Source organism: Tenggerimyces flavus (assembly GCF_016907715.1).
GTDB classification, from domain to species: Bacteria; Actinomycetota; Actinomycetes; order Propionibacteriales; family Actinopolymorphaceae; genus Tenggerimyces; species Tenggerimyces flavus.
Window position 1 is genome coordinate 3,776,446 of the sequence record NZ_JAFBCM010000001.1, and the last position, 22,330, is coordinate 3,798,775.

At 69.3% G+C, this 22,330-nt stretch carries 23 protein-coding genes; 13 read left to right on the top strand and 10 right to left on the bottom strand.

Annotated elements, in window-relative coordinates; genetic code table 11:
- The first annotated feature begins 4 nt into the window (after positions 1–4).
- A complete protein-coding gene (gene dapB, locus JOD67_RS17655; protein WP_205118697.1) occupies positions 5–751 on the top strand; it encodes a 4-hydroxy-tetrahydrodipicolinate reductase in 747 nt (248 codons plus the stop codon).
- Positions 752–885: 134 nt separating this feature from the next.
- Positions 886–2,031 carry a glycoside hydrolase family 64 protein gene (locus JOD67_RS17660; RefSeq protein WP_239553897.1) on the top strand — a complete coding sequence of 382 codons (1,146 nt, stop codon included), beginning with the start codon at positions 886–888 and terminating at the stop codon, positions 2,029–2,031.
- Here the strand turns inward: JOD67_RS17660 and JOD67_RS17665 are convergent.
- The 4 genes from JOD67_RS17665 to JOD67_RS17680 form a co-directional block, all read right to left on the bottom strand.
- The gene (locus JOD67_RS17665) at positions 2,024–2,809 is read right to left on the bottom strand and encodes a Calx-beta domain-containing protein (RefSeq protein ID WP_205118699.1); all 786 of its coding nucleotides are present in this window, start codon (positions 2,807–2,809) and stop codon (positions 2,024–2,026) included. The two genes, JOD67_RS17660 and JOD67_RS17665, sit on opposite strands and share 8 nt — an antisense overlap.
- 67 nt (positions 2,810–2,876) lie before the next feature.
- Positions 2,877–3,449: a GNAT family N-acetyltransferase gene (locus JOD67_RS17670; protein ID WP_205118700.1), complete on the bottom strand. Its 573-nt coding sequence runs from the start codon at positions 3,447–3,449 to the stop codon at positions 2,877–2,879.
- Between the two features lie 131 nt (positions 3,450–3,580).
- A complete protein-coding gene (locus JOD67_RS17675; RefSeq protein WP_205118701.1) occupies positions 3,581–3,892 on the bottom strand; it encodes a protease inhibitor I42 family protein in 312 nt (103 codons plus the stop codon).
- A 50-nt stretch (positions 3,893–3,942) separates the two neighbouring features.
- On the bottom strand, positions 3,943–5,166 hold the full coding sequence (locus tag JOD67_RS17680; RefSeq protein ID WP_205118702.1) for a cysteine desulfurase-like protein: 1,224 nt from the start codon (positions 5,164–5,166) through the stop codon (positions 3,943–3,945).
- A gap of 274 nt (positions 5,167–5,440) precedes the next feature.
- On the opposite strand from JOD67_RS17680, the gene JOD67_RS17685 reads away from it, so the two are divergent.
- Entirely contained in the window at positions 5,441–6,016 is a 576-nt protein-coding gene (locus JOD67_RS17685; RefSeq protein WP_205118703.1) for a CGNR zinc finger domain-containing protein, read from the top strand.
- 88 nt (positions 6,017–6,104) lie between these two features.
- Positions 6,105–7,061: a LacI family DNA-binding transcriptional regulator gene (locus JOD67_RS17690; protein WP_205118704.1), complete on the top strand. Its 957-nt coding sequence runs from the start codon at positions 6,105–6,107 to the stop codon at positions 7,059–7,061.
- A 7-nt stretch (positions 7,062–7,068) separates the two neighbouring features.
- On the opposite strand, the gene JOD67_RS17695 is transcribed toward JOD67_RS17690, so the two are convergent.
- The 3 genes from JOD67_RS17695 to JOD67_RS17705 form a co-directional block, all read right to left on the bottom strand.
- The gene (locus JOD67_RS17695) at positions 7,069–7,242 is read right to left on the bottom strand and encodes a hypothetical protein (RefSeq protein WP_205118705.1); all 174 of its coding nucleotides are present in this window, start codon (positions 7,240–7,242) and stop codon (positions 7,069–7,071) included.
- A 286-nt stretch (positions 7,243–7,528) separates the two neighbouring features.
- The gene (locus JOD67_RS17700) at positions 7,529–7,987 is read right to left on the bottom strand and encodes an RAD23 family protein (protein WP_205118706.1); all 459 of its coding nucleotides are present in this window, start codon (positions 7,985–7,987) and stop codon (positions 7,529–7,531) included.
- A gap of 12 nt (positions 7,988–7,999) precedes the next feature.
- On the bottom strand, positions 8,000–9,127 hold the full coding sequence (locus JOD67_RS17705; RefSeq protein ID WP_205118707.1) for a C1 family peptidase: 1,128 nt from the start codon (positions 9,125–9,127) through the stop codon (positions 8,000–8,002).
- Positions 9,128–9,423: 296 nt separating this feature from the next.
- On the opposite strand from JOD67_RS17705, the gene JOD67_RS17710 reads away from it, so the two are divergent.
- The 3 genes from JOD67_RS17710 to JOD67_RS17720 all read left to right on the top strand — a co-directional run bounded on the left by JOD67_RS17710 (position 9,424) and on the right by JOD67_RS17720 (position 12,505).
- Positions 9,424–10,773: a glycoside hydrolase family 18 protein gene (locus JOD67_RS17710; protein WP_205118708.1), complete on the top strand. Its 1,350-nt coding sequence runs from the start codon at positions 9,424–9,426 to the stop codon at positions 10,771–10,773.
- Between the two features lie 152 nt (positions 10,774–10,925).
- Positions 10,926–11,651, top strand: a complete 726-nt coding sequence (gene thyX / locus JOD67_RS17715; RefSeq protein ID WP_307782436.1) for an FAD-dependent thymidylate synthase — start codon at positions 10,926–10,928, stop codon at positions 11,649–11,651.
- Positions 11,648–12,505: an SCO6745 family protein gene (locus JOD67_RS17720; protein ID WP_205118710.1), complete on the top strand. Its 858-nt coding sequence runs from the start codon at positions 11,648–11,650 to the stop codon at positions 12,503–12,505. The genes thyX and JOD67_RS17720 overlap by 4 nt, the downstream gene beginning before the upstream one ends.
- Before the next feature lie 77 nt (positions 12,506–12,582).
- Here JOD67_RS17720 and thrS read toward each other — a convergent pair whose 3' ends face one another.
- The gene (gene thrS / locus JOD67_RS17725; protein WP_205118711.1) at positions 12,583–13,797 is read right to left on the bottom strand and encodes a threonine--tRNA ligase; all 1,215 of its coding nucleotides are present in this window, start codon (positions 13,795–13,797) and stop codon (positions 12,583–12,585) included.
- Positions 13,798–14,032: 235 nt separating this feature from the next.
- Between thrS and dapA the strand changes: the two genes are divergently transcribed.
- Both dapA and JOD67_RS17735 read left to right on the top strand, forming a co-directional pair.
- Entirely contained in the window at positions 14,033–14,950 is a 918-nt protein-coding gene (gene dapA / locus JOD67_RS17730) for a 4-hydroxy-tetrahydrodipicolinate synthase (RefSeq protein WP_205118712.1), read from the top strand.
- Positions 14,947–16,638 (top strand): ribonuclease J, encoded by a 1,692-nt coding sequence (locus JOD67_RS17735; RefSeq protein ID WP_205118713.1) that lies wholly within the window; start codon positions 14,947–14,949, stop codon positions 16,636–16,638. The genes dapA and JOD67_RS17735 overlap by 4 nt, the downstream gene beginning before the upstream one ends.
- Before the next feature lie 86 nt (positions 16,639–16,724).
- Here JOD67_RS17735 and JOD67_RS17740 read toward each other — a convergent pair whose 3' ends face one another.
- The gene (locus JOD67_RS17740) at positions 16,725–18,278 is read right to left on the bottom strand and encodes a multicopper oxidase family protein (RefSeq protein WP_205118714.1); all 1,554 of its coding nucleotides are present in this window, start codon (positions 18,276–18,278) and stop codon (positions 16,725–16,727) included.
- Positions 18,275–18,724 (bottom strand): hypothetical protein, encoded by a 450-nt coding sequence (locus JOD67_RS17745; RefSeq protein WP_239553899.1) that lies wholly within the window; start codon positions 18,722–18,724, stop codon positions 18,275–18,277. The genes JOD67_RS17740 and JOD67_RS17745 overlap by 4 nt, the downstream gene beginning before the upstream one ends.
- Positions 18,725–18,896: 172 nt before the next feature.
- Here JOD67_RS17745 and JOD67_RS17750 point away from each other — a divergent pair, with 172 nt between their 5' ends.
- The 4 genes from JOD67_RS17750 (at position 18,897) to JOD67_RS17765 (ending at position 22,322) form a co-directional block, all read left to right on the top strand.
- Entirely contained in the window at positions 18,897–19,220 is a 324-nt protein-coding gene (locus JOD67_RS17750; protein WP_205118715.1) for a helix-turn-helix transcriptional regulator, read from the top strand.
- On the top strand, positions 19,217–19,888 hold the full coding sequence (locus JOD67_RS17755) for a permease prefix domain 1-containing protein (protein ID WP_205118716.1): 672 nt from the start codon (positions 19,217–19,219) through the stop codon (positions 19,886–19,888). The genes JOD67_RS17750 and JOD67_RS17755 overlap by 4 nt, the downstream gene beginning before the upstream one ends.
- Positions 19,885–20,568, top strand: a complete 684-nt coding sequence (locus tag JOD67_RS17760) for a permease prefix domain 1-containing protein (protein ID WP_205118717.1) — start codon at positions 19,885–19,887, stop codon at positions 20,566–20,568. Before JOD67_RS17755 ends, JOD67_RS17760 begins: the two co-directional genes overlap by 4 nt.
- 329 nt (positions 20,569–20,897) lie before the next feature.
- Entirely contained in the window at positions 20,898–22,322 is a 1,425-nt protein-coding gene (locus tag JOD67_RS17765) for an outer membrane protein assembly factor BamB family protein (protein ID WP_205118718.1), read from the top strand.
- The last annotated feature ends 8 nt before the right edge of the window (positions 22,323–22,330 follow it).

A 22,330-nucleotide genomic window follows, 5' to 3' on the forward strand; every position in this document is an offset into this window, starting at 1 on the left:
CGCGATGCTGAAGGTCGCGGTCATCGGGGCGTACGGGAAGCTCGGATCCCAATCCTGCTTGGCGATCGAGGCTACCTCGGATTTGTCCCTAGTCGCGCGGATCGGGTCGAAGGACTCGCTGCAAGCTGTCGTTGACGCCGGCGCCGACGTGGCGCTGGACGTGACCCGGCCGGACGCGGTGCTGGCGAACGTGTCGTTCTGCGTCTCGGCCGGCGTTCCGGTGGTGGTGGGAACGTCAGGCGTGAACGAGTCTCAGCGGTCGGAGATCGCCGACCTGCTCGCCGCCGCGCCCCGGATCGGCGTGATCGTGGCGCCGAACTTCTCCCTCGGCGCGGTCCTGATGATGACGTTCGCCGCGCAGGCGGCTCGGCACTTCGAGTCGGTCGAGGTGGTCGAGCTGCACCACGCGCGGAAGGTGGACGCGCCGTCGGGAACGGCCTCGCGGACCGCCGAGCTGCTCGGTGCCGCTCGTGCCGAGGCCGGGCTCGCCCCGGTGCCCGACGCGACGGAGAAGTCGCTGGACGGTGCGCGTGGAGCGGTGGTGTCGGGCGTGCACGTGCACAGCGTGCGGCTGCCCGGTCTGGTCGCGCACCAGGAGGTGCTGTTCGGCGGCACGGGGGAGACGCTGACGCTCCGGCACGACTCGATGAGCTACTCCTCGTTCGACGCCGGCATCCTGCTCGCGCTGCGCGCGGTGGTTGACAAGCCCGGGTTGACAGTGGGCCTGGAGCATCTTCTCTTCAACGCTTAAAGGAATCCGTACGCATTGACACCGCTCTTTGGGCGGTGTCATGGTCGTTGCGAGACGTCGTCTAGGGCCCGAATTGTCTTCATACATTGAAGGAACGGGGCGGTGCCATGCGCGTACGATCATGCCTTCTTGCCATGCTCTCCTTTGCCGCGGTGGTGATCGCGGCGCCTGCCGCGGAAGCTGTGCCGGCGACGATTCCACTGACGATCACCAACAACTCCGGGCAGTCCGGGCCTGTGTACATCTACAACCTGGGCACCTTCCTCGCGACCGGGCAGCAGGGTTGGGTGGACGGGGCGGGTACGTTCCATCCCTGGCCAGGTGGCGGCGATCCGCCCGTGCCGGCGCCGGACGCCTCGATCCCCGGGCCTGCGGCCGGGCAGTCGACCACGATCCAGGTCCCGAAGATGTCCGGGCGGATCTACTTCTCGTACGGGTCGAAGCTCGTCTTCCGGCTCGCGCCGGGCGGGCTGGTGCAGCCGGCGGTGCAGAACCCGTCGGATCCGAACCGGGACATCCTGTTCAACTGGTCCGAGTACACGCTGAACGACGACGGGATCTGGATCAACAGCACCCAGGTCGACATGTACTCGGTGCCGTACGCGGTCGGAGTGCGACGTGCGGACGGGAGCACCGCGGAGACGGGACATCTCAAGCCCGGTGGGTACTCCGCCGTCTACGCGGGGCTGCGCGCCCAGCCCGGTGGCTGGGGCGGGCTCATCCAGACACGCGGCGACGGGACGGTGCTGCGGGCGCTGGCTCCGGGGTACGGGATCGAGACCGGGGCGCTGCCCGCTTCGGTGATGGGGGACTTCGTGGATCGGGTCTGGGCCCGTTACCGGTCGGCGACGTTGACCGTGACGCCGTTCGGTGACCGGCCGGACGTCCGGTACACGGGGCGGGTGGAGGGGGAGACGTTCGTCTTCCGGAACACCTCGGGCGGGGTGGCGACGACGTTCGTCAAGCCGGACTCCGACAGCGTGCTGCGCTGCTACAAGCACCTGGACGCGCCGAACGACGAGGTGCGCGGTCCGATCTCGCGAACGCTGTGTGCCTGCTTCAACCGTTCGACGCTGCTGGTGAACGCGTCGCAGCCGGACCCGGACGCCGGCGCGTTCTACGCGGACGCGGTGACGAACCACTTCTCGCGGATCATCCACGCGCAGATGGTGGACGGCAAGGCGTACGGGTTCCCGTTCGACGACGTGGGCCACCACGAGTCGCTGGTGCACGACGGGAACCCGCAGTCCGCCTCGCTGATCCTCGATCCGCTCAGCTGATGAAGTCGACCTCGTAGATCGTTCCCCAGGCTTGGCTGTCGGCGATCGGTGCGCCGCTGGCGCTGGAGAGGGTGATCCTGAGGTTCTCGGTGGGCTCGTGGATGGACTGGTCGTGGAAGACGTCGAGCGTGAACGTCTTGGTGGTCTCGCCGGGTGCGAACGTCAGCCATTTCGTCGTCGGGTAGTAGTCGGCACCGGCTGACGCCGTGCCCGCCGCGGGGGCGGTCGACGCCTTCACCGTGACCGCGCTGGTGAGGGGTGCGGAGAGCCGCACGGTGAAGTCGAGGTTGGCGTACTCGTTCGCCGGCTTGGCGTCGACGATGCTGAGCCGGGCTGGGTCGTCGTCGAGGATCCAGCCGGTGCCGTACGCGTCGTGATGCTGGTCGCCGTTGTCGACATGGCCGGACGAGGTCGAGGTGAGCTTGACCCGGAACCACTCGTTGCTCTCGACCCAGGCGTCCTGGGCAACCGTGATGTAGATGCTGGCGGTGGTCTGGCCTTGCTGGACCGTGACCGTGTCCGTCTTGCCCGTGTAGTCGCCGGCGGTCGCGCTGCCGTTCGCGGTCTGGTAGCCGACGACGACGTCGGTGCTGGGCACGAAGCCGAGCCTGACGGTGAATCTCAGCCAGCCGAGGTCGTGCGCCGAGGACCGGTACTCCGAACGGGCGTTGTCATCGATGCTGACCGTGCAGTACCAGCAGTCGGCGGACGCCGGCGCCGCTCCGACGAGCACGGCGGCGATGGCGACGAGGACTGCGACGAAGAGTCGTCTGAGCATGGTTCCCCCTTGGTGGTTGATGCTCTTCACCGTGGGGGAGCGACGCGGCTCGGCGCGTCCGTAGGTGTTACTGCACTTCGTCCTCGGCGAGCGAGCAGTGCAGCCGTACCTGCTTGACCCGGATGCTGCCGTCGCCGGTGAGGTCGAGCTCGCGATGGGCGCCGTCCGGCTCCCAGCCGGCGTCGGTGACGAACGTACGCATGGTGTCGTCGCTGGCGATCACCCAGAGCTGGGCGAGGTGGAACCCGTCCGCCCTCAGCGTGTCGACACAGGCGTTGAGCAACCGGGAGCCATGCCCTTGGCGAGTGCGGTCAGGGTCGACGTGGAACTCGGCGATCGCGCCGTCCTTGCCCGGATCGGAGTCCGGGTCGTCGGCCGGGCCGGTGGTGGCGAATGCGACGACGGTGCCGTGGTCGAGCGCCACCATCACCCGGTTGCGCGCGTCCGGCGGCCGTACGATCGAGTGCTGCCACCGCTCGGTGAACTCGCTCTCCTCGAGCGATTCGAGCAACCACTGTGGAAAGACGCCCGCATATGTCCGCCGCCACGACGCGATCTGGATGGCTGCGATCGGGGCAGCATCAGCCGCCCACCCCACCCGTACCTCAGCATCAGCTGTCGGCTTGTCCGCACCAGTCACGCCCCCATCCTCCCAGGCCGGTTCCGCAGCCCACCGCTACGGGCTCGATGACGGTTCGGGACGACCGGGTCCGTGGGCGCTCCTCCCCTTCCCCCACGCTCTCCGAACCCGGCCGTCCTTACACCGACCCGTTAGTTGGCCTGGACGTCGAGGCGGACCTCGAACCGTTCGACCGGCTCGGTCTCCCAAGCCCTACTGAGCGCGAGCCTCGCCGCCGCGGTGCCGGGGCCCGCGGCGCGGAGGCGCACGACGCGTTCGCTGGCAGCGCCGGGGCGACTGGACGTGTGAGAGACGTCGGACGACACCACGTCGATCGGGCCGGCGATGCTGTCGACCATCCACTGGTACCCGGTCGTGGCGCTCTCCGGTAGCCGCAGCACGATCTCGTCGCCAGGCTTGACTGAAGCCACGGTGCCGTTCTCGGTGACCTCGATCTCGGACATGGTGCCCCACCGCCCTCGCCGTCCTCACCCGCAAGCCAGCGTAGGACGGTTCAGCCCACCCCCGAAGGCGTTTCGGCGATCTCGGCGAGACCGGCGAGCAGCCGTTCGACGTCGGAGGCGTCGTTGTAGTGGACCAAACCGGCCCGTACCGCGCCGCCGGTGTCGCGGATCCCCAGCACGCCGGTGGCTTCCCAGGCGTACGCGATGCCGCTCCACACGTTCACCTTGCGGTCGGCCAACCGCTGCGCGACGTCGCGGGGAGCGATGCCGGCGAGGTTGAAGAAGGCCGTGGCGGTACGGCGGGCGGGGCGCCCGTACGTCGTGACGCCAGGGATCGCCTCGATCCCCTTCAACAGGTCGGCGAACAGCGCCTGCTCGTACGCCTCCGCCGCGGTCATCGACGCGACCACGCGCTCGCGCCGCGAGCCGGTCGCGTCCGGGTCGAGGGCGGCGAGATGGTCGACGGCGGCGATCGCGGCGGCGAAGTCGGCGTACGGCGGGGTGCCGGTCTCGAACCGCACCGGCACCTCGTTCGGCGACGGCGCGAGCTTGTCCGGCCGCAGTGCCTCGAGGACGGCGGGGCGCGCGACGACCGTGCCGATGTGGGGACCGGACCACTTGTACGCGCTGGTGGCGTAGAAGTCCGCGCCGAGCTCGTCGACGTCGACCGGGCCGTGGGGGGTCGCGTGGACGCCGTCGACGTACATGAGGGCACCCACCGCGTGCGCCTTGGCGGCGATCGCGGGAACGTCCGGGCGGGTGCCGAGGACGTTGCTCGCCGCCGTGACCGCGACGAGCTTGGTCCGCTCGGTGAGCAGCGCCTCGTACTGCTCCGCCGGCAGCTCGCCGGTCGCGGTGTCGAACTCGGCCCAGCGGAGGGTGGCGCCGGCGTGCTCGGCGGCCTGGACCCAGGGCCGTACGTTCGCGTCGTGGTCGAGTCGTGAGACGACGATCTCGTCCCCTGGCTGCCAGGTGGCGGCGAGCGTCATGGCGAGGCGGTACGTCAGCGTGGTCATGTTCGCGCCGAGGACCACGCCCTCGGGAACGCCGCCGACGAGGTCGGCCACGGCCTCGCGGCAGGCGGCGTCGAGCTCGTTCGCGCGGTGACTGGACGGGAACGTTCCGCCCATGTTGCTGATCCCGCCGCGGTAGGTGTCGACGACGGCGTCGATCACCTTCTGTGGCACCTGGGTGCCCGCGGCTCCGTCGAGGTAGGCACTCCCGTCGGCGAGTGCCGGATAGCTGGCCCGAATCCTGCTCACGTCGTAGGTCACCCCGCCACGCTACGGGTTGGGCCGTGTCTGCCAAAGATCGCCTGACGCGCGACACCTCCCAGAAGTCAGCAGAGGCCGCCTTACCCGGCCAGCAACCGCTCTACCTGGCGTCCACCCCACGTCAAGGGGCCAATGATCATGTCAACATGATCGTTGGCCCCAGGGTGGAGCCGGACAGGTCGAACGAATCGCCGAACGAACGATCGAGGTTGGACCCTCCCCTCCACGAGGGCAGAACCGACATACCATGCATGGTGGTGTCGAGACTTGGGAGGTGACCGCACGGATGGCCGGGGCGACGGGGTCGACCGAGCTGCTGTGCGCGTTCGCCAACACGCTGCAGTTCAACGAGCCCGAGCCGGGCGCCGTGGACGTGTACGACACGCTGTCCGGTGCCGCCGAGGTGACCGCGTGGTTGCGGGAGCACGGGCTCGTCCCTGAGGACGCCGCGGCGCGGTCGGGGGACTTCACGCGGGCGCTGGCGATCCGGAACGGCCTGCGGGAGGCGTTCGCGCTCCACCACGACCGGGTGCTGGCACCCGTTCCCGCGCTGGACGAGGTCGCCCGGGCGCTGCCGCTGCGGGTGGCGTTCGACGAGTCGCTGCCCCGACTCACCTCGGCCGGCTCGGGCGTGGCGGGCGGGCTCGGGCTGCTGCTGGTGGCGGTCGCGGAATGCCGTTCCAACGACACCTGGCGGCGGCTGAAGCTGTGCCGGTCGGAGGTGTGCCAGTGGGCGTACTTCGACGTGTCGAAGAACCGGTCGCGGGCGTGGTGCTCGATGGAGATCTGCGGCAACCGGCAGAAGACCCGCAGTTACAGGGCGCGGCACCGTTCGCCTGAAGATCCCTGACCTTGGGAACGCGCCCGGATAGCATGCGGTCATCTGACGGTTTGGAGGACGGTTGGGCTCTGCCGGCAACGCGCCCACGATCGCCGACGTGGCCCGCGCAGCGGGGGTGTCGCCGGCGACGGTTTCGCGCGTGCTCAACGGCCACGGAACGGTCGACCCGTCGCTGGCCAAGCGCGTGCGGGCGACGACCGCGAAGCTGGGGTACGTACCGAACGCGATCGCGCGGGGCCTGGCGTTGGGGACCAGCCACGCGGTGGGCGTCGTGGTGCCGGACCTGGCGAACCCGTTCTTCCCGACCATGCTCAAGGGCATCGGGCTCGCCGCGGGTACGGCGGGGTTTCGCATCGTCGTGGCGGAGTCGAACGAGCGGATCGCCGAGGAGGTGCGGCTCGCCGACGAGCTGGCCCGGCTGACGGACGGGCTGATCCTCTGCTCGCCGCGGATGCCCACGGCTGCGTTGCGGTCGCTGGTGGACCGCGGGATCCCGGTGGTGTGCACGAACCGGGTGGTGCGGGCGCCGGAGCTGGGCATCGTGGCGGCGGACTGGATCACCGGGGCGCGGTTGCTGGCGTCGCACCTGGCGGACCTCGGGCACCGGAAGGTCGCGTTCCTCGCGGGGCCGGCGTCGTCGTGGTCGAACCAGCAACGCCGCTTGGCCTTGTCGCGGTTCGAGGGGTTGAAGGTGGAGGTGATCCCCGCGGGCTCGGCGTCGGCCGACGGCTACGCGGCGCTGCCCTCCGCACTGGAGACCGGGGCGACGGCGATCGTGGCGTTCAACGACCTGGTTGCCCTGGGTGTGCTGGGGCGGTTGGGTGAGCTCGGGATCCGGGTGCCGGACGACATCTCGGTAGCGGGCTTCGACGACATCCCCAGTGCGGGCTTCCTGCGTCCGCCGCTGACGACCTTGCGGTTGCCGCTGGTGGACCTGGGCGTGCAGGCGTGGCACGTTCTCCAGCGCAGGCTGGACAAACAGCCCCCAGGCCCGCCCGTCCGCCTGCTGCCCGAGCTCGTCGTCCGCGAGTCGACGGCCCCGCCGGCGAAGTGAGCACCGATCAGGCGACCAGGGCCGCCTCGATCCGGAGGGCGTCCGGAGTACGCAGCCGCACCGTGACCTGACCCGAGGTCGGTGGGTCGACCAGCCGGTCGGCGAGCACGACCGGCTGGTCGCCCTCGAGCTCGCCATCCAGCACCCCGGAGCGCCGCTTGAACACGTCCAAGAGTCCCATCAGCGGTGCTCCCTCGAACGGACACGGACGACGGCCGGGTCCGGAGAGAGTTGGGGGGTTGGAGCTCTCCCGGGCCCGGCCGTGCCGGTGGATGGCTTCGGCCGTGTCTGGCAAAGATCGCCTGGCGCGCGACACCCCACATCCCGTCTGGCCGCGGTGCACATCGTCACCCATACAACCAGTATGAGTTCCTCCTGCACCACGCCCATACGGGCGCGGGGCGCCGCGCGCCATCGCGCTACGCGCGATGACCGGCGCTATTTGCCAGACACGACCCAGGCCACAGTCACCATAGATAGATTTCGTAGACCATGCCGTCCGCTTCCTCACGGAAGCTGACCTGACGCCCCGTCTGCCGGGCCTGCGCGGCCAACGACACCAACGCCGTGAAGGCGCCGTCGCGGCCGTTGTAGATCTTCCGCCATCCCAGCCCCCGTACCAGCATGAACGCGTTGCGGGTCTGGTCGATCGACCACATCGCGTCGATGTACTGCGACGAACGCCAGGTCGCCGTCACCGCGGCGAGATCGGCCTCGGCCATCGAGGACGGATCGCGCAGCGTGGGCGGCATCAGTGTCGGCATCGTCGCCGTCTCCGGCGCCATCACCACGGAGGCGATGTCGTCCGGGGCCACCCGGCTCGGCGCCGAGAGACCGGGGAACTCCTCGGTCGTCGGAGCCGTCGCCGAAGGGGCGTTCGCGCGAGTGCGGGTCGGCCCGTTCGTGGACCTCGTACGTCCTGCCATCGCAGTGCCCCCTTACCAGGCGTAGATCTGCTTGATCGACCCGTTGTCCTCGAAGAGGCCGACGGGACGGGCGAGTGCCTTCGAAGCGGCGAGCTCCGCGGCCATCGCCTGGTTGGTCGTGACGTTGCCGCCATCGATCTTGAGCCAGCCACGGGTGGAGCCGTACGCCCACTGGTTGGCGTCGTGCTCGCTGCTCCACAGGCCGATGATCTGCTGGTCGGGCAGCCAGGTCTTCAGGGCGACACCCTGGATGCCATAGACCTCCAGGCCGGCGGGCGACGGGTACGACTCGATGTTCGCCTCGCCGTACGCGATCTTGAAGAAGCCGCCGTCACCCCAGCCAGTTCCCCAACTGTTCTTGGCGATCCAGCATCCCTCCGAGTCGTCGTAGCCGATCAGAACGACACAGTGCCCGCCGGCGACGCCGCCGGACAGGTGCCGATAGACACCGGACCGATAGCTGAAGAAGTCCTGGTACACGATGAAGCACGACGTGATCGAGCCGTATGTCGAGATGTACTCCTTCATCGCGGCGGCATTTCCACCGATGTTGGCGAAACCGGTCGTCTTCGCCAACCGGTTCGGCCAGTCGGCGTTGAGGTTCGAGCAGTTCTGGTCGACATCGGTGTAGGGGTAGTAGTCCTCGAACGTGACGCCGCTGTTCTGCGTCGACGGCAACAGCCGGTGCACCCACCAGCCGGTACCGCAGGTCGCGCCGTCTGCCCTTCCATAGCAGTAGAAAGCGTGCGCTTCGGACAGGTCGAGAGCCAGGTTCGGCGCGCGTCGCGTGTAGCGGGCGACGTGCTCCATCGCGGCCACCGTTCCGAAAGCGACGCAGGACCCACAGCCCCGTTGGTCCTTCACGGAGGTCGAATAGTCAATGCCACCGACGTTTCGCACGTCGAACGCGGTCGGCGCGCCCACGGTCTCCGCGGTGGCCGCACGGACGGCGGCCGCGCGGACGTGGCGGTCGGCCTCGAGGGCGTCGAGATCGCCGTCGGGCAACGGGACGCCCAGTCGGATGACGCGTTCCTGTTCGGTGAGCGCGGTCATCGTCGTGTACGCCATGTCCCACGGTGCGCCTTCGCTCTCGAGCGTCGCGCGCAACTGGGTGAGATCGAGTGAATCGTTGACAGGCATGGGCTCCCCCCCATGGGAATTGTCGGACGATGGACGGCGGATTCATCCATGTCCCGGAGGAGCCCGCGCGAGCGCGGGGGTCCTGATACCGGACGTCATCGACGTCACCTCACCATTACGTGTATCCCAGGCCCGCCCTCTGATTACTCCTGTTCACCACCCGCTGCAAGAGTCGCGCGGAGGGTAATCGCCAGACGGCGGCGTTGTATGCAAGCAATGAAGAAGATTGCCCTTCTAGACAAGCGCTTTCCGTCCCGACAGAGTGTCGGCAACACACCCATCGAGGGGGGAGCGTCATGTCGTCACGCTTGCGTCAGGCCGCAGCGGTCGTCGCGGCCGCGGTGCTGGTACCCGTCGCTTTCGTACCCGTCGCCAACGCGTCCGGCAACCACGGCAACCACGGCAACGACGGCAACGACCGGCCGCGCGCCGTTGGCTACTACACCCAGTGGAGTAACTACTCGGGCTTTCTCGTGAAGAACGTGCACACGTCGGGCACGGCACGCAAGCTCACCCACATCAACTACGCGTTCGGCAACGTCTCCGCGGACGGGAAGTGCTTCGAGGCCAACCTGGCGGGGGAGAACGGCGGCGACGCGTGGGCCGACTACCAGCGCCCGTACAGCGCGGAGGAGTCCGTCGACGGCAAGGCCGACGTCGCCGGCCAGCGGCTGAACGGGAACTTCAATCAGCTCCTGAAGCTCAAGAAGAAGCACCCGAAGCTGAAGACGCTGATCTCGCTCGGCGGCTGGACCTGGTCGACGTACTTCTCCGACGCCGCGCTCACCGCGCAGTCGCGTCGTACGTTCGTCGCGAGCTGTATCGACCTGTACCTGAAGGGCAACCTGCCCACGCTGGACTCCGCGCAGGGCGGCCCGGGCTCGGGGTACGGCGTCTTCGACGGCATCGACCTCGACTGGGAGTGGCCGTCGACGCCGGGCGAGCCGGGAAACATCGTGCGGCCGGAGGACAAGCGCAACTTCACGTTGCTGCTCGCGGAGTTCCGCAAGCAGCTCGACGCGTACGGCAAGAAGACGCATCGGCACTACCTGCTGACCTCGTTCCTCGCGGCGAACCCGGCCCAGATCGACGTCGACTACGAGGTGCCGAAGATCTTCAAGTACATGGACTTCGCGACGATCCAGGGCTACGACCTGCACGGAACCTGGGAACCGACGACCAACCACCAGTCGGCGCTCTTCCTGCCCGACGGCGACACGTCGGCCGGCGCGTTCAGCGTGGACCTGGTCGTGGACGCGTACCGCTCGCGCGGCGCGCCTCGGAGCAAGCTCGTGGTCGGCGTGCCGTTCTACGGGCAGGGCTGGACCGGCGTACCGGACGTGAACCACGGCCTGTTCCAGCCGGCGACGCTGTGCCCGGTCGGCTGCGGCAGCCTGAACTACCGCGACATCAAGGCGCTGCCGGGATTCACGACCTACCGGGATCGCGACGCCGGCTTCGCGTGGCGCTACAACGGGTCGACGTTCTACACCTACGACGACCCGCAGGTCATGCGCACCAAGGCGCGCTACATCGAACGCGAACGCCTCGGCGGTGTGATGATCTGGTCGCTGGACGGTGACACGCCGGACGGGGAGCTGATGTCGGCCTTGCACATGGCGCTGAACCCGATCGCTCAGCGATAGTGGCGCGAGCTGGTCGGGTGCGGCAGAGCAGCCTCACGATCGATTCAGCGCAGCACAACGTTCTTCGGTGAGCCGCGTCCAGGGTCTGTCGGCCGCCGGCTCTAGGCTGGCCGGCAGACCCCTGGAAGTGTGCGGTGAAGGAGGACGCGGCCGTGGTGGACGTAGACAAGATCGAGTTCCGGAGCGACGTCACGGTCGAGATCGTGCGCTCGTCGGCCCACGACTCCGACGTCCTCTTCGCCGCCCGCGTCTCGACCAAGGGGGAGCAGTCCCTGGAGGACGTCGAGGGGGACGCTGAGCGGTCGAAAGGCCTGATCAACTACCTCGTCCGGGCGAGACACGGATCCCCATTCGAACATAATTCGATGACGTTCTACGTGCAGGCGCCGATCTTCGTCTTCCGCGAGCTGCTGCGGCACCGGATCGCGTCGTACAACGAGGAGTCCGGGCGCTACCGCGAGCTGCGGCCCGTTTTCTATGTGCCCGGCACCGATCGGATGCTCGTTCAGGAGGGCAAGCCCGGGCACTACAACTTCGTCGACGGCACGGCCGAGCAGCACAAGCTCGTCGAGGAGGAGACCAAGCGCGTCTGTGAGGAGGCGTACGCCTCATACCAGCGGATGCTCGAGGCCGGCATCGCCCGCGAGGTCGCCCGGATCGTGCTCCCGCTCACGATCTACTCCTCGCTCTACGTCACCGTCAACGCGAGGTCGCTGATGAATTTCCTCTCCCTGCGCACCAAGCGCGAGGACTCCGCTTTCCCGTCGTATCCGCAGCGTGAGATCGAGATGGTCGCGGAGAAGATGGAAGCCGAGTGGGCGAAGCTGATGCCGGTCACGTACGCGGCGTTCAACAAGAACGGGCGCGTGGCGCCATGAGCACTCATCCGGCCAGGCAGTTCTGGGCCACCACCGAGGCGCTCCACGCGATCGTCTACTTCGCGCCCGAGTTCAAGGCGGCCGGTGAGGCGATCGGGCTCAAGGGCTACTGGATGACGTACTTCGCGTTCCGCGCCGCCCCGATGGGCCCGGTGCCGCCGAGCGTGGTGGAGGCGACGTTCGCCAGCTTCCACCCGCGCCTGGTCCGCCGCGCGCTCCCGGACGCCTGGACGCTCACCACGCCGTACGCCTGCCTGGAGGCCCGCCTCGATGTCGCCCGCCAGGCGTACGAACGGGCCGGCGTCGGCGAGGAGGCGGCCGGGACAGGTGCCGAACGACTCAGCGCCATCGTCGCGGGCCTCGACCTCACCGGCCGCCCGCTCGGCGCCGCGAACGCGGCACAGGAGCTGCACGGCGACCCACTCAAGGCGCTCTGGCAGCTCACCTCGACGTTCCGCGAGCACCGCGGCGACGGCCACGTCGCCGCCCTGGTCTCGGGCGGGGTCAGCGGACCGGAGGCGCACGTCCTGCAGACGTACGCCAAGGGCACGCCGCACGAGAAGCAGCGCGCCGCCCGTGGCTGGTCGGAGGAGGAGTGGAACGCGGTCGAGACCGAGCTCACCGACCGCGGCCTGGTCGCCGCCGGCGCCCTCTCCGACACCGGCCGCGAGCTGGTCGCGGAGATCGAGAAGCTCACCGACGAGAACGCCTGGGCCGGCGGCCTGGACCAACTCGGCGAGGACGGTGTCACCGAGCTCGTCCAGGCCCTGCGGCCAGCGGTACAGGCCGTGGTCGAGACCGGCGCTCTCCCGTTCCCCAACCCCGTCGGCCTCCCCAACCCACTAGAGCTCTAGCCCGCCGGCCCGTTTGAATGAAGGGCACCTTCATTCGAACCTATTGAATGAAGGTGCCCTTCATTCAAACCCCGGGCCTAGAGGTCGAGGGCTCCGCTGCGGGCATGGACGACCGCGGACACGCCCGAGACGAAGGCGTCGAGCCCGAGGTCCAGCTTGCGCCCGTCCCGGAGCCGCACCGCCACCGACGAGTTCAGCTCCTCGCGTGCCCCGACGACCGCGAGGTACGGCACCTTCCGCAGCTGAGCGGAACGGATCCGCGCCCCGAGCGACTCGTCGCGGTCGTCCAGCTCCACCCGCAGCCCCGCGTCGAACAGCGACCGCTCCACCGAAGCCCCGTACGGCGAGGACCCGACCGGCACCACCACGACCTGCACCGGCGCGAGCCACGGCGGCATGGCGCCGGCGTGCCGCTCGAGCAGGTACGCGGCCATCCGCTCCATCGACGACAGCACCGAGCGGTGCACGATCGCGGGCCGCTGCCGCGACCCGTCCGGCGCGATGTACGACAGGTCGAACCGCTCCGGAAGCACCAGGTCGATCTGCACGGTCGACAGGGAGAACTCCTTGCCGGACGCGTCGTACACCTGGATGTCGATCTTCGGCCCGTAGAACGCCGCCTCGCCCTCCACCCGCTTCGCGTCCATGCCCGCCAAAGACAAGGCCTCCCACAGCAGAGCCTCGGCCTTCTCCCAGCCCTCGTCGGAGCCCGGGTACGACTTGCCCGGCCCGCGCACCGCGACCTGCACGTACGCGGGCGAGATCCCGAGGACCGCGTACGCCTCCTGGATCATCCGCAGCGCCAGCGCGGCCTCCTCCGCCGCCTGAGACACAGTGCAGAACACGTGCCCGTCGTTCAGGGTGATGCCCCGCACCCGGAGCAGCCCGCCCAAAGACCCGGACCGCTCCTTGCGGAACATCTGGTCGTACTCCGCCAGCCGCAGCGGCAGCTCACGGTGCGACCGTCCGCGAGAGCCGTAGACGAGGATGTGGTGCGGGCACAGCACGGGCCGGAGGACGAGCTCGTCGCCGCCGACCGGGAACGGCGGGAAGATGTCCTCGCTGAAGTGTTCCCAGTGCCCGGACCGTACGTACAGCTCTCGTTTACCGACGGGAGGGGTGCGGACGTGTTTGTAACCGGCTCGTCGTTCGGCGTCGATCATGTAGCGCTCCAGCTCGGACACCATCGCGGCGCCGTCGGGCAGCCACAGCGGGAAGCCGGCGCCGGCGAGCTCGTCGGTGGCGTAGATGCCGAGGTCGCGGCCCAGCTGGCGGTGATCTTGAACGTCCATGTCGAAAGGCTCCTAAGAATGGGGTGGAGCGACCCCAGGGCAAAGAAAACGCCCGGGAGTCACTCCCGGGCGTCGGTGCGGCAGCGTCAGCGAGCCGCTCCGCCGGAAGTGGCGGGCGGCGTCGTCGTCTGCTGCAACGCGTACATGCCGTAAACCCTATGCCAGAACACCCCGGCGGCGCGACGTCTTTGAGCAGGGTCGATCACTCCGTGTCGCGAGCGGTAGCGTGACACCCATGGCTCCCACGACTCAGCACGCAGCCGGGAGGCCAGCGCCGTTCGGGCGCGTCCTCACGGCGATGGTGACCCCGTTCACGGCGGACGGGGCACTCGACCTCGACGCCGCGCAACGGCTGGCCACCCACCTCGTCGACAACGGCAACGACGGACTCGTCGTCTCCGGCACCACGGGAGAGTCGCCCACGACGAGTGACGCCGAGAAGGAGTCCCTGCTCCGTGCCGTTCTCGAGGCCGTCGGCGACCGGGCGACGATCGTCGCCGGCGCCGGCACCAACGACACCCGGCACGCGGTCGAGATGACCCAGCAGGCCGAGAAGGCCGGCGCGCACGGGATCCTCACCGTCACCCCGTACTACAACAAGCCGCCGCAGGAGGGCCTGCTCGCGCACTTCCGCGCGGTCGCCGACGCGACCAGCCTGCCGGTGATGCTGTACGACATCCCCGGCCGTACGGGCACCCCGATCGCGACCGAGACGCTGGTCCAGCTGGCCGATCACGAGCGGATCCAGGGCGTCAAGGACGCCAAGGGCGACCTCAGCGGGATCACCGAGGTACTGGCCCGCACCAACCTCGCCTTCTACAGCGGCTCCGACGAGAACAACCTGGCCCTGCTCGCGATGGGCGCGACCGGCATCGTCAGCGTGGTCTCGCACGTCGCCAGCCCGGAGTACGCGGCCATGCTGCGCGCGATCGACGAAGGCGACCTGGCGACGGCCCGCGACCTCGACCGCAAGCTGGTGCCGGCGTTCAAGGCGATCATGACCCGGACGCAGGGAGCGATCATGGCGAAGGCCGCGCTGGAGCTGACCGGCGTGCTGTCGACCCGGTCCGTACGTCCGCCGCTCGTCCCGGCGAACGAGGAACAGATAGGCCAGCTCAGTGCCGATCTCCAGGAGTCCGGGCTGATTCGATGAGCCACCCGCACCCCGAACTAGGCCCGCCCCCGGAGCTCACCTCCGGCGGCCTCCGCATCATCCCGCTCGGCGGCCTCGGCGAGGTCGGCCGCAACATGACGGTCTTCGAGCACGAGGGCCGGCTGCTGATCGTCGACTGTGGCGTGCTGTTCCCCGAGGACCACCAGCCCGGCGTCGACCTGATCCTCCCGGACTTCGAGCCGATCCGGGACCGCCTCGACCAGATCGAGGCGATCGTGCTCACGCACGGCCACGAGGACCACATCGGCGGCGTTCCGTACCTGCTGCGCGAACGTCCTGACATCCCGCTCGTCGGCTCGCGCCTCACGCTCGCGCTGATCGAGGCGAAGCTGCGCGAGCACCGGCTGCGAGACGTGCCGCAGGTCGTCGTCCGCGAACGCGAGCGCGCCTCGTTCGGGCCGTTCGACCTGGAGTTCGTCGCGGTCAACCACTCGATCCCGGACGCGCTCGCGGTCGCGATCCGTACGGCGGCCGGGCTGGTGCTGCACACCGGCGACTTCAAGATGGACCAGCTGCCGCTGGACGGGCGGCTCACCGACCTGCGCGCGTTCTCGCGGCTCGGCGAGGAGGGCGTGGACCTGTTCCTCGTCGACTCGACGAACGCCGAGGTGCCCGGCTTCACCACGGCCGAGCGCGACATCGGCCCGGTGCTCGACCGCATCTTCAGCCACGCCGAGCGCCGCATCATCGTCGCCTGCTTCGCCTCGCACGTGCACCGCGTGCAGCAAGTGATGGACGCGGCGGTCGCGCACGGCCGGAAGGTCGCGTACATCGGCCGCTCGATGGTCCGCAACATGGGCGTGGCGCGCGACCTCGGGTTCCTGAACGTTCCCGGCAACACGCTGGTCGATCCCAAGGACCTGGAAAACCTCCGGCCGGAGGAGGTCGTGCTGATCTCGACCGGTTCGCAGGGCGAGCCGCTCTCGGCGCTGTCCCGGATCGCCGGGCGCGACCACCCGCTGATCCGGGTGGAGCCGGGCGACACGGTCGTGCTGGCGTCGTCGTTGATCCCGGGCAACGAGAACGCGGTCTACCGGGTGATCAACGGCCTGACCCGCTGGGGCGCGAAGGTCGTCCACCGCGGCAACGCGCTGGTGCACACGTCCGGCCACGCGTCGGCGGGCGAGTTGCTGTACTGCTACAACATCGTCCGGCCGTCGAACGTGATGCCCGTGCACGGCGAGATCCGGCACATGCGCGCGAACGCCGAGCTGGCGTACCTCACCGGCGTACCGAAGGACCAGGTCGTGGTCGCCGAGGACGGCGTCGTGGTCGACCTCGTCGACGGGGTCGCGCGGATCGTCGGCAAGGTCGAGTGCGGGTACGTCTACGTCGACGGCTCGTCGGTGGGTGACGTGACCGAGGCCGACCTCAAGGACCGGCGGATCCTCGGTGAGGAGGGCTTCATCTCGGTGATCGTCGTCATGGACTCGGTGACGGGCAAGATCACCGGCGGCCCGCAGATCCAGGCCCGCGGCTTCGTCGAGGACGACGCGGCGTTCGACGACGTACGCCCGCGGATCGTGGACGCGCTGGCCACGGCGGCGAAGGACGGCGTGGACGACGCCCACCAGCTGCAGCAGGTGATCCGCCGGACGATGGGCAAGTGGGTCAGCGACTCCCACCGCCGCCGCCCCATGATCATCCCCGTGGTGATCGAGGTCTGACGCACCTGACGCGGGTGATCATGAACGTGATCATGAAGGCGTAGCCGTCGTATACGCCGGGTTTGCCTTCATGATCACGGACATGATCACGTGGTCTGGAACGTCGCCATCATCGCCATGTCCTCGTGCTCGAGGTTGTGGCAGTGCATCAGGTACGGGCCGGTGTAGTCGCTGAACCGCACCGCCACGTCCACGATCTCCGTCGGCTTCACGTCGACCGTGTCCTTCCACCCCGCGTCCAGGTCGCCCGGACCCTTGCCCCGCCGGCTCACCACCTGGAACGGGTCGAGGTGGACGTGCACCGGATGGTGCAGGTCCGACACGAACCGCCAGATCTCGATCTCACCCAGCTTCGGGTCGGCGTCGACCCGCCGAGGGTCGTACGAGCGCTGGTTGATCCGCCAGCCCTTGTGGTCCCCGACGTTGCCGCGCTGGAACTTCCACTCCCGCGTCCGCACTGCCTTCGCCGGGTCGAGCGTCTCTACCGTGCTGAGCCGCGCCGGTACCCGCGCGTCGTCGCGCACCTTCTTCGCGACGCGGAATCGCATCACGTTCACGGTCCCCGGCGCCTCGCCGAACCCGTTCGTCAGCGTGACCTCCGTGCCCACCGCGAACGAGGAGAAGTCCACGACCACGTCGAAGCGCTCGCCCGCCGCGAGGTCGATCGACGTGCGTTCCGACGGCTGCGCCAGCAGCCCGCCGTCCGAGCCGATCTGGACGAACGGCACGTTCTTCCCACCAGCGTTGAGCATCAGCCGGTAGCGCCGCGCGTTCGACGCGTTCAACAGCCGGAACCGGTACCGCGCGGAGTCGACCTCGAGCACCGGCCACGGTGCGCCGTTCACCAACACGACGTCGCCGAGCAGCCCCTCCATGTACGCGCCGGCGATCCCCGGCTCGCCCCGCAGCGAGGCGTCCGAGCTGGGATACAGGAACGTCCCGTCGGCGTCGAACGACCGGTCGGTGATCATCAACGGGATCTCGCGCGAGCCCGACGGCAGCGACAGCGCGCCCTCCTCGTCGTCCCGGACGAGATGGAAGCCCGCCAACCCCCGATAGACCTGCGGAGCGGTGAAGTCCATCCGGTGGTCGTGGTACCAGAGCGTCGCTGCTCGTTGGTCGGACGGATAGACGTACGAGCGCTCGCCGGTCGTGAGCTTGCCGAGCATCGCCGGCTCCCCGTCATGTCCGACGGACGGCTTCCACCCGTCGTTCGGCAGGCACAGGTCGATCGCGCTGCCGTCGTGCTCGGCCGGCGTGTGACCGCCGTGCAGGTGCACCGCGGTCGGAACAGGCAGGTCGTTGCGGTGCCGTACGGAGATCTTCCGGCCGCTCCGCGCCTCGATCGTCGGCCCCGGGAACACCCCGTCGTACCCGAAGATCTTCGTCTTCAGCCCCGGCAGGATCTCCGCGGTCGCCTCGCGCTGCACGATCTCGTAGTAGTCGGTGGCGCCGTCGGTCCGGATCGGCTTCTTCACCGGCGGAATCGGCAGCGGCACCGTGAACGGCTTCGGCAGCGGCGCCTCGCTGCGCAGCACCTGCCCGGTCTGCCCGTTCAGGAACTGGCAGCCCGCGAGCGACCCGGCCACCGCGGCGGCACCGGCCAACCCGAGCAGCCCGCGTCGGGACAGTCGGCTCATGACTTCGCCTTCACCCGACGCGTCTTGCGAGCGCCCGACGTGAACGTCCAGATCGCGAAGAACACGTTGACCAACACAACGGTCACGCCGAGCGGGATGTGGACGGCGAGGCTCTGGGAGTACCCGAAGATCTCCTGCACGAACTCCAGCACGAACATGCCGAGCGGAGCGAACGCCACCCACCACCGGCCGCGGCCCGCGATCGCGTAGACCAGCCCCGCGACGAACATCGACATCGCGAACAACGTGACGATGTGCGCGTTCATCTCATGGAAGCCCAGTGCGTCGACCGATCCGGACAGGTACGAGCCGGCGAGGATCGGCTGCATGATCGTCGCGACGGCGTGCAGCAGCGCGAGGATCCGTAAAGCCCACAGCGACTTTCGCGGCCTTCTCGCCACGGGCGGTGGGGGCGCCGACTCGGCGATGCCGGCAGTAGTTGTCACGACTCCTCCAGTACGGTGCACGATTCGCGGCCGATGGCGACTCTATATGTCGTCTGTCTACATATCCATCGGGAATGACCCCGGATACCTGCCTCAGGGTCACCCGGGACCGACCCCCAGACCTGCTCCGCACGCTGTCGCGCCATCCGTCCCATCGATAGGCTCGCTACCTATGAAGGCCGACAGCATTCGTGGGCACCTGGACGCGCTGCTTCTCGCGGCGCTCGAGGACGGGCCGCTCCACGGGTACGCGATCATCGAGGCACTACAAGCGCGCAGCGGAGGCGTACTCGACCTGCCGACCGGCAGCGTGTACCCGGCACTGCGCAGGCTCGAGCGGGCGCGCTACGTCAGCGGCAAGTGGAGCACGGTCGGTGGCCGGCGGCGCCGTACGTACCAGCTCACGCGCGCCGGCAAGGAAGCTCTGGCAGGGGAGCGGGCCGAATGGTCGCAGTTCACCTCCGCCATCAACGGTGTCCTCGGCGGCAACGCATGATCAGCACGCAGACCAGCCCGATCACCGCGTACGTCTATGCGGTGCGGCGCTCCCTGCACGGTCCGCGGCGAGCGCGCATCGACCTGATCGAGGAGCTCACCGACGGCCTGCGCGACGCCGCCGAGGCGCATCGCCAGGCAGGCCTGACGCGCGTCGACGCCGAGCAGCGTGCGGTCGCCGAGAGCGGCACGGTCGCCGAGGTGGCTGCCGCGATCCAGCCGGAACTGATCGCGAAGCAGGGCCGCCGCACGGCGATGCTGCTCGCGCTCGGCATGCCCGGCCTGGTGCTGTTGTGGGACGTACCGTGGAAGATCGGCGGTCCGTGGAGCACCGCGACGCCTCCGGCGACCTTGTTGCTGTCCGACATCGTCACCTGGATTGGTCTCTCGGTCGGAGTCGTCGGCCTCCTCGCCGTTCTGGGGCTCTCGCTCGGCGCGCGGCTCTCGATCCCTACCGCTGTGGTGACGCGTTCGCTGGGCGTGCTCGGCGCGGCCGCGCTCGCGTTCACGATGGTCGCGTCCGTCGGTATGGGTTTCGCCAACCCCGCTGAGGCGATGGGCGCGTTCATGTCCTCCTGGATCGGCCTGTCGGTGATGACCGCGACGCTGCTGGCCGTGCCGGCGTTGACGTTCTCCGTGGTCCGCTCGATCAAGGTGGTGCCGTCATGAGCCGCGGTCCGATCGCCGACCACGTGGCCGCTGTCAACTCAGCCTTGCGCGGACCGCGTCGCCGTCGTACGGACCTGCTCGGCGAGCTGCGCGACGGCCTCGACGACACGGCCGCCGCGTACGTCGCCGCCGGTCTGACGGCCGACGAGGCGGAGCGCCGAGCGGTCGCCGACTCGGGAACGGTCGCCGACCTCGCGCCCGCCTACCAGGCCGAGCTCGCGGCGGACCAGGGCAAGCGGATGGCGATGCTGCTCGGGCTGATCATGCCGGCGAACTACCTCGTCTGGAACCTGCTGTGGCGCCAGGACGGCTCGCTCACCTGGGAGCCGGGTGCCCTCTACCGGTTCCTGTCCGAGACGGTCGACCTGCTGGGCTTGGCGAGCGGGGGTGTCGCGATCGTCGGCCTGCTGATGCTGGTGTGGTTCGCGCGTCGCGGACGCGACTCGGACCGGGTCGTGCGCGGCCTGGTCGGCGCCGAGGCCGTCATGATCGCCGGGACGGTCGGGGCGGCGGTCTGGATGAACCTCATCGACCCCGGGCAGACCCAGGACGCCGTGCGGACCGTCGGCACACCCGTCATGGTGGTCGGGCTGCTCACGGTCGCCGCGCTCGTCCTGCAGGCGCGGGCGCTGTGGCGTACGTACTCCGCGATGCCGCGACGCGCCGCCCTGGTGGCGTAACCCGTCTGGTCGGCACCGCTTAAGCTGCCGTGGTCGTCTGACGGGGAGAGCAAGTACCGATGACCACACCGAACGAGCCGCCGCAGCAGCCGCCGCGACGGGAGCCTCCGTGGGGGCGTCCGCCGCGCCGCGAGCCGGGGGAGCAGCCGCCTCCGCCGCTCGAGCAGCCGCCGCCGCAGCAGCCACCGCCGCCGCAAGGTCCGCCCCCGTGGACGCCGCGGCAACAGCCACCTCCGCAGGGTCCTCCGCCCATGGGACCGCCGCCTGGTCGCGGGCCGAGGGGTCCAGTGGGGCCGCCGCCGCAGGGACCGCCGCCGCGGCGTTCGCCGGTGCTTCCGATCGTCCTCGCGATCGTGCTCGTCGTCCTCGCGGTCGCCGGCGGTGGTACGGCAGTCGCGCTCAACTACGACAAGCTTTTCGGGCCCAAGGACCAGCCGACCACGGCGCCCACCTCCGACCCGTCCGATCCGAGCCCTGAACCCACCGGCAGCGCGTCGCCGTCGCCGACCGCGGACGCCTCGGGCAAGATCACCTGGCAGATCGACCAGAAGACGCGCGGCAAGCCGAGGAACACGCTCGCGTTCTGGGTCACCGACGGCCTCGCGATCCACGCGACCGACTATGACGTCATGGCGTTCGACGCCGAGAACGGCAAGCAGGCTTGGCGGTTCGCCGCACCGCTGATCGACAAGGGCACGGGCACGCAGAAGGTCTGCGGCGCGAGCTCGACCGTGCAGGACGGCAAGGTCGCGGTGACGTACGGCGCTGGACTGAAGCAGGGCACGGTCACCACGTTCACCTGCACCGGCATCGCGCTGGTCGACGTCAAGACGGGCAAGGCCGTCTGGACCTCCGACCTGCGCGCCGGCGGCCCGCCGCCTCAGCTCTTCTCGCCGACCGCGCAGGTCGAGATCACCGGGACCAACGTCACCGTTCGCACCACGACCCAGCTCGTCGGGTACGGGGTCGCCGACGGCAAGCGGAAGTGGATGGGCCAGGTACTGGTGCCGGGCCGGCCCGACCGCGTGTGCGTGTTCAACGACCTCCTGCCCAGCCCCGACGGCGGGTACGGGCTGGCGCAGTGCGGGCTGTCGGACACGCTGTCGGTCGTCGAGATCATCCCGGACAACGGGATTCCCGGCCGGACCGACATCCCGAAGGACGTGGCCGGCGTCGTCCCTTGCTGCGGAACGATCGTCGCGTCCTCGCCGCTGGTCGTCGCCGTTCGCGCCGAGCAGTCGAAGGTCGCCGGCCGGTACCTCGTGTACGACGACCAGAACCGCATGCGGGCGAAGATCATCCGCGGCAAGGCGGCGAGCGACGACCTCAACCACCTGTGGCAGTCGTTCGACAACGGCGGACACCAGTTCCGGCGGGTCGCGGTGAGCGACCAGGTGCTGGTCGCGCCCACGATGACGGAACGGAACGGCTCGGCGAAGCTGATCGGGTTCGACCTCGTCGACGGGCGGCAGGTGTGGGAGACGACGCTCGGTAAGGGCATCGCGCCGGTGATCGTCGGGATCGATGGACAATCTGTGATCGCGATCGGACGGAAAGCGAGCGACGAGGACCCGCTGCCGCTCGTTCGCGTGTCGCTGGCCAACGGAAAGGTCACGCCGATAGCGAACGGATTCGCCGGGAGCGGGCTGAACTACGCGGTCGACGAGAGCCGGCTGATCTGGGCAGATGGCGCCGTCTACGGCGCCACGTGGTCCATCGCGTCGCACCGGCCCGCACTCTTCCGGCTGGGCTAGCCCGGCGT

Bases quoted from the DNA above. Each gene is read 5' to 3' on its own strand.
- JOD67_RS17720 (WP_205118710.1), top strand. From the start codon at position 11,648: ATGAGCACTCATCCGGCCAGGCAGTTCTGGGCCACCACCGAGGCGCTC.
- JOD67_RS17665 (WP_205118699.1), bottom strand. From the start codon at position 2,809: ATGCTCAGACGACTCTTCGTCGCAGTCCTCGTCGCCATCGCCGCCGTG.
- JOD67_RS17695 (WP_205118705.1), bottom strand. From the start codon at position 7,242: ATGGGACTCTTGGACGTGTTCAAGCGGCGCTCCGGGGTGCTGGATGGC.
- dapA (WP_205118712.1), top strand. From the start codon at position 14,033: ATGGCTCCCACGACTCAGCACGCAGCCGGGAGGCCAGCGCCGTTCGGG.
- dapB (WP_205118697.1), top strand. From the start codon at position 5: ATGCTGAAGGTCGCGGTCATCGGGGCGTACGGGAAGCTCGGATCCCAA.
- JOD67_RS17675 (WP_205118701.1), bottom strand. From the start codon at position 3,892: ATGTCCGAGATCGAGGTCACCGAGAACGGCACCGTGGCTTCAGTCAAG.
- JOD67_RS17710 (WP_205118708.1), top strand. From the start codon at position 9,424: ATGTCGTCACGCTTGCGTCAGGCCGCAGCGGTCGTCGCGGCCGCGGTG.
- JOD67_RS17740 (WP_205118714.1), bottom strand. From the start codon at position 18,278: ATGAGCCGACTGTCCCGACGCGGGCTGCTCGGGTTGGCCGGTGCCGCC.
- JOD67_RS17760 (WP_205118717.1), top strand. From the start codon at position 19,885: ATGAGCCGCGGTCCGATCGCCGACCACGTGGCCGCTGTCAACTCAGCC.
- JOD67_RS17705 (WP_205118707.1), bottom strand. From the start codon at position 9,127: ATGCCTGTCAACGATTCACTCGATCTCACCCAGTTGCGCGCGACGCTC.
- thrS (WP_205118711.1), bottom strand. From the start codon at position 13,797: ATGGACGTTCAAGATCACCGCCAGCTGGGCCGCGACCTCGGCATCTAC.
- JOD67_RS17735 (WP_205118713.1), top strand. From the start codon at position 14,947: ATGAGCCACCCGCACCCCGAACTAGGCCCGCCCCCGGAGCTCACCTCC.
- JOD67_RS17700 (WP_205118706.1), bottom strand. From the start codon at position 7,987: ATGGCAGGACGTACGAGGTCCACGAACGGGCCGACCCGCACTCGCGCG.
- JOD67_RS17750 (WP_205118715.1), top strand. From the start codon at position 18,897: ATGAAGGCCGACAGCATTCGTGGGCACCTGGACGCGCTGCTTCTCGCG.
- JOD67_RS17660 (WP_239553897.1), top strand. From the start codon at position 886: ATGCTCTCCTTTGCCGCGGTGGTGATCGCGGCGCCTGCCGCGGAAGCT.
- JOD67_RS17755 (WP_205118716.1), top strand. From the start codon at position 19,217: ATGATCAGCACGCAGACCAGCCCGATCACCGCGTACGTCTATGCGGTG.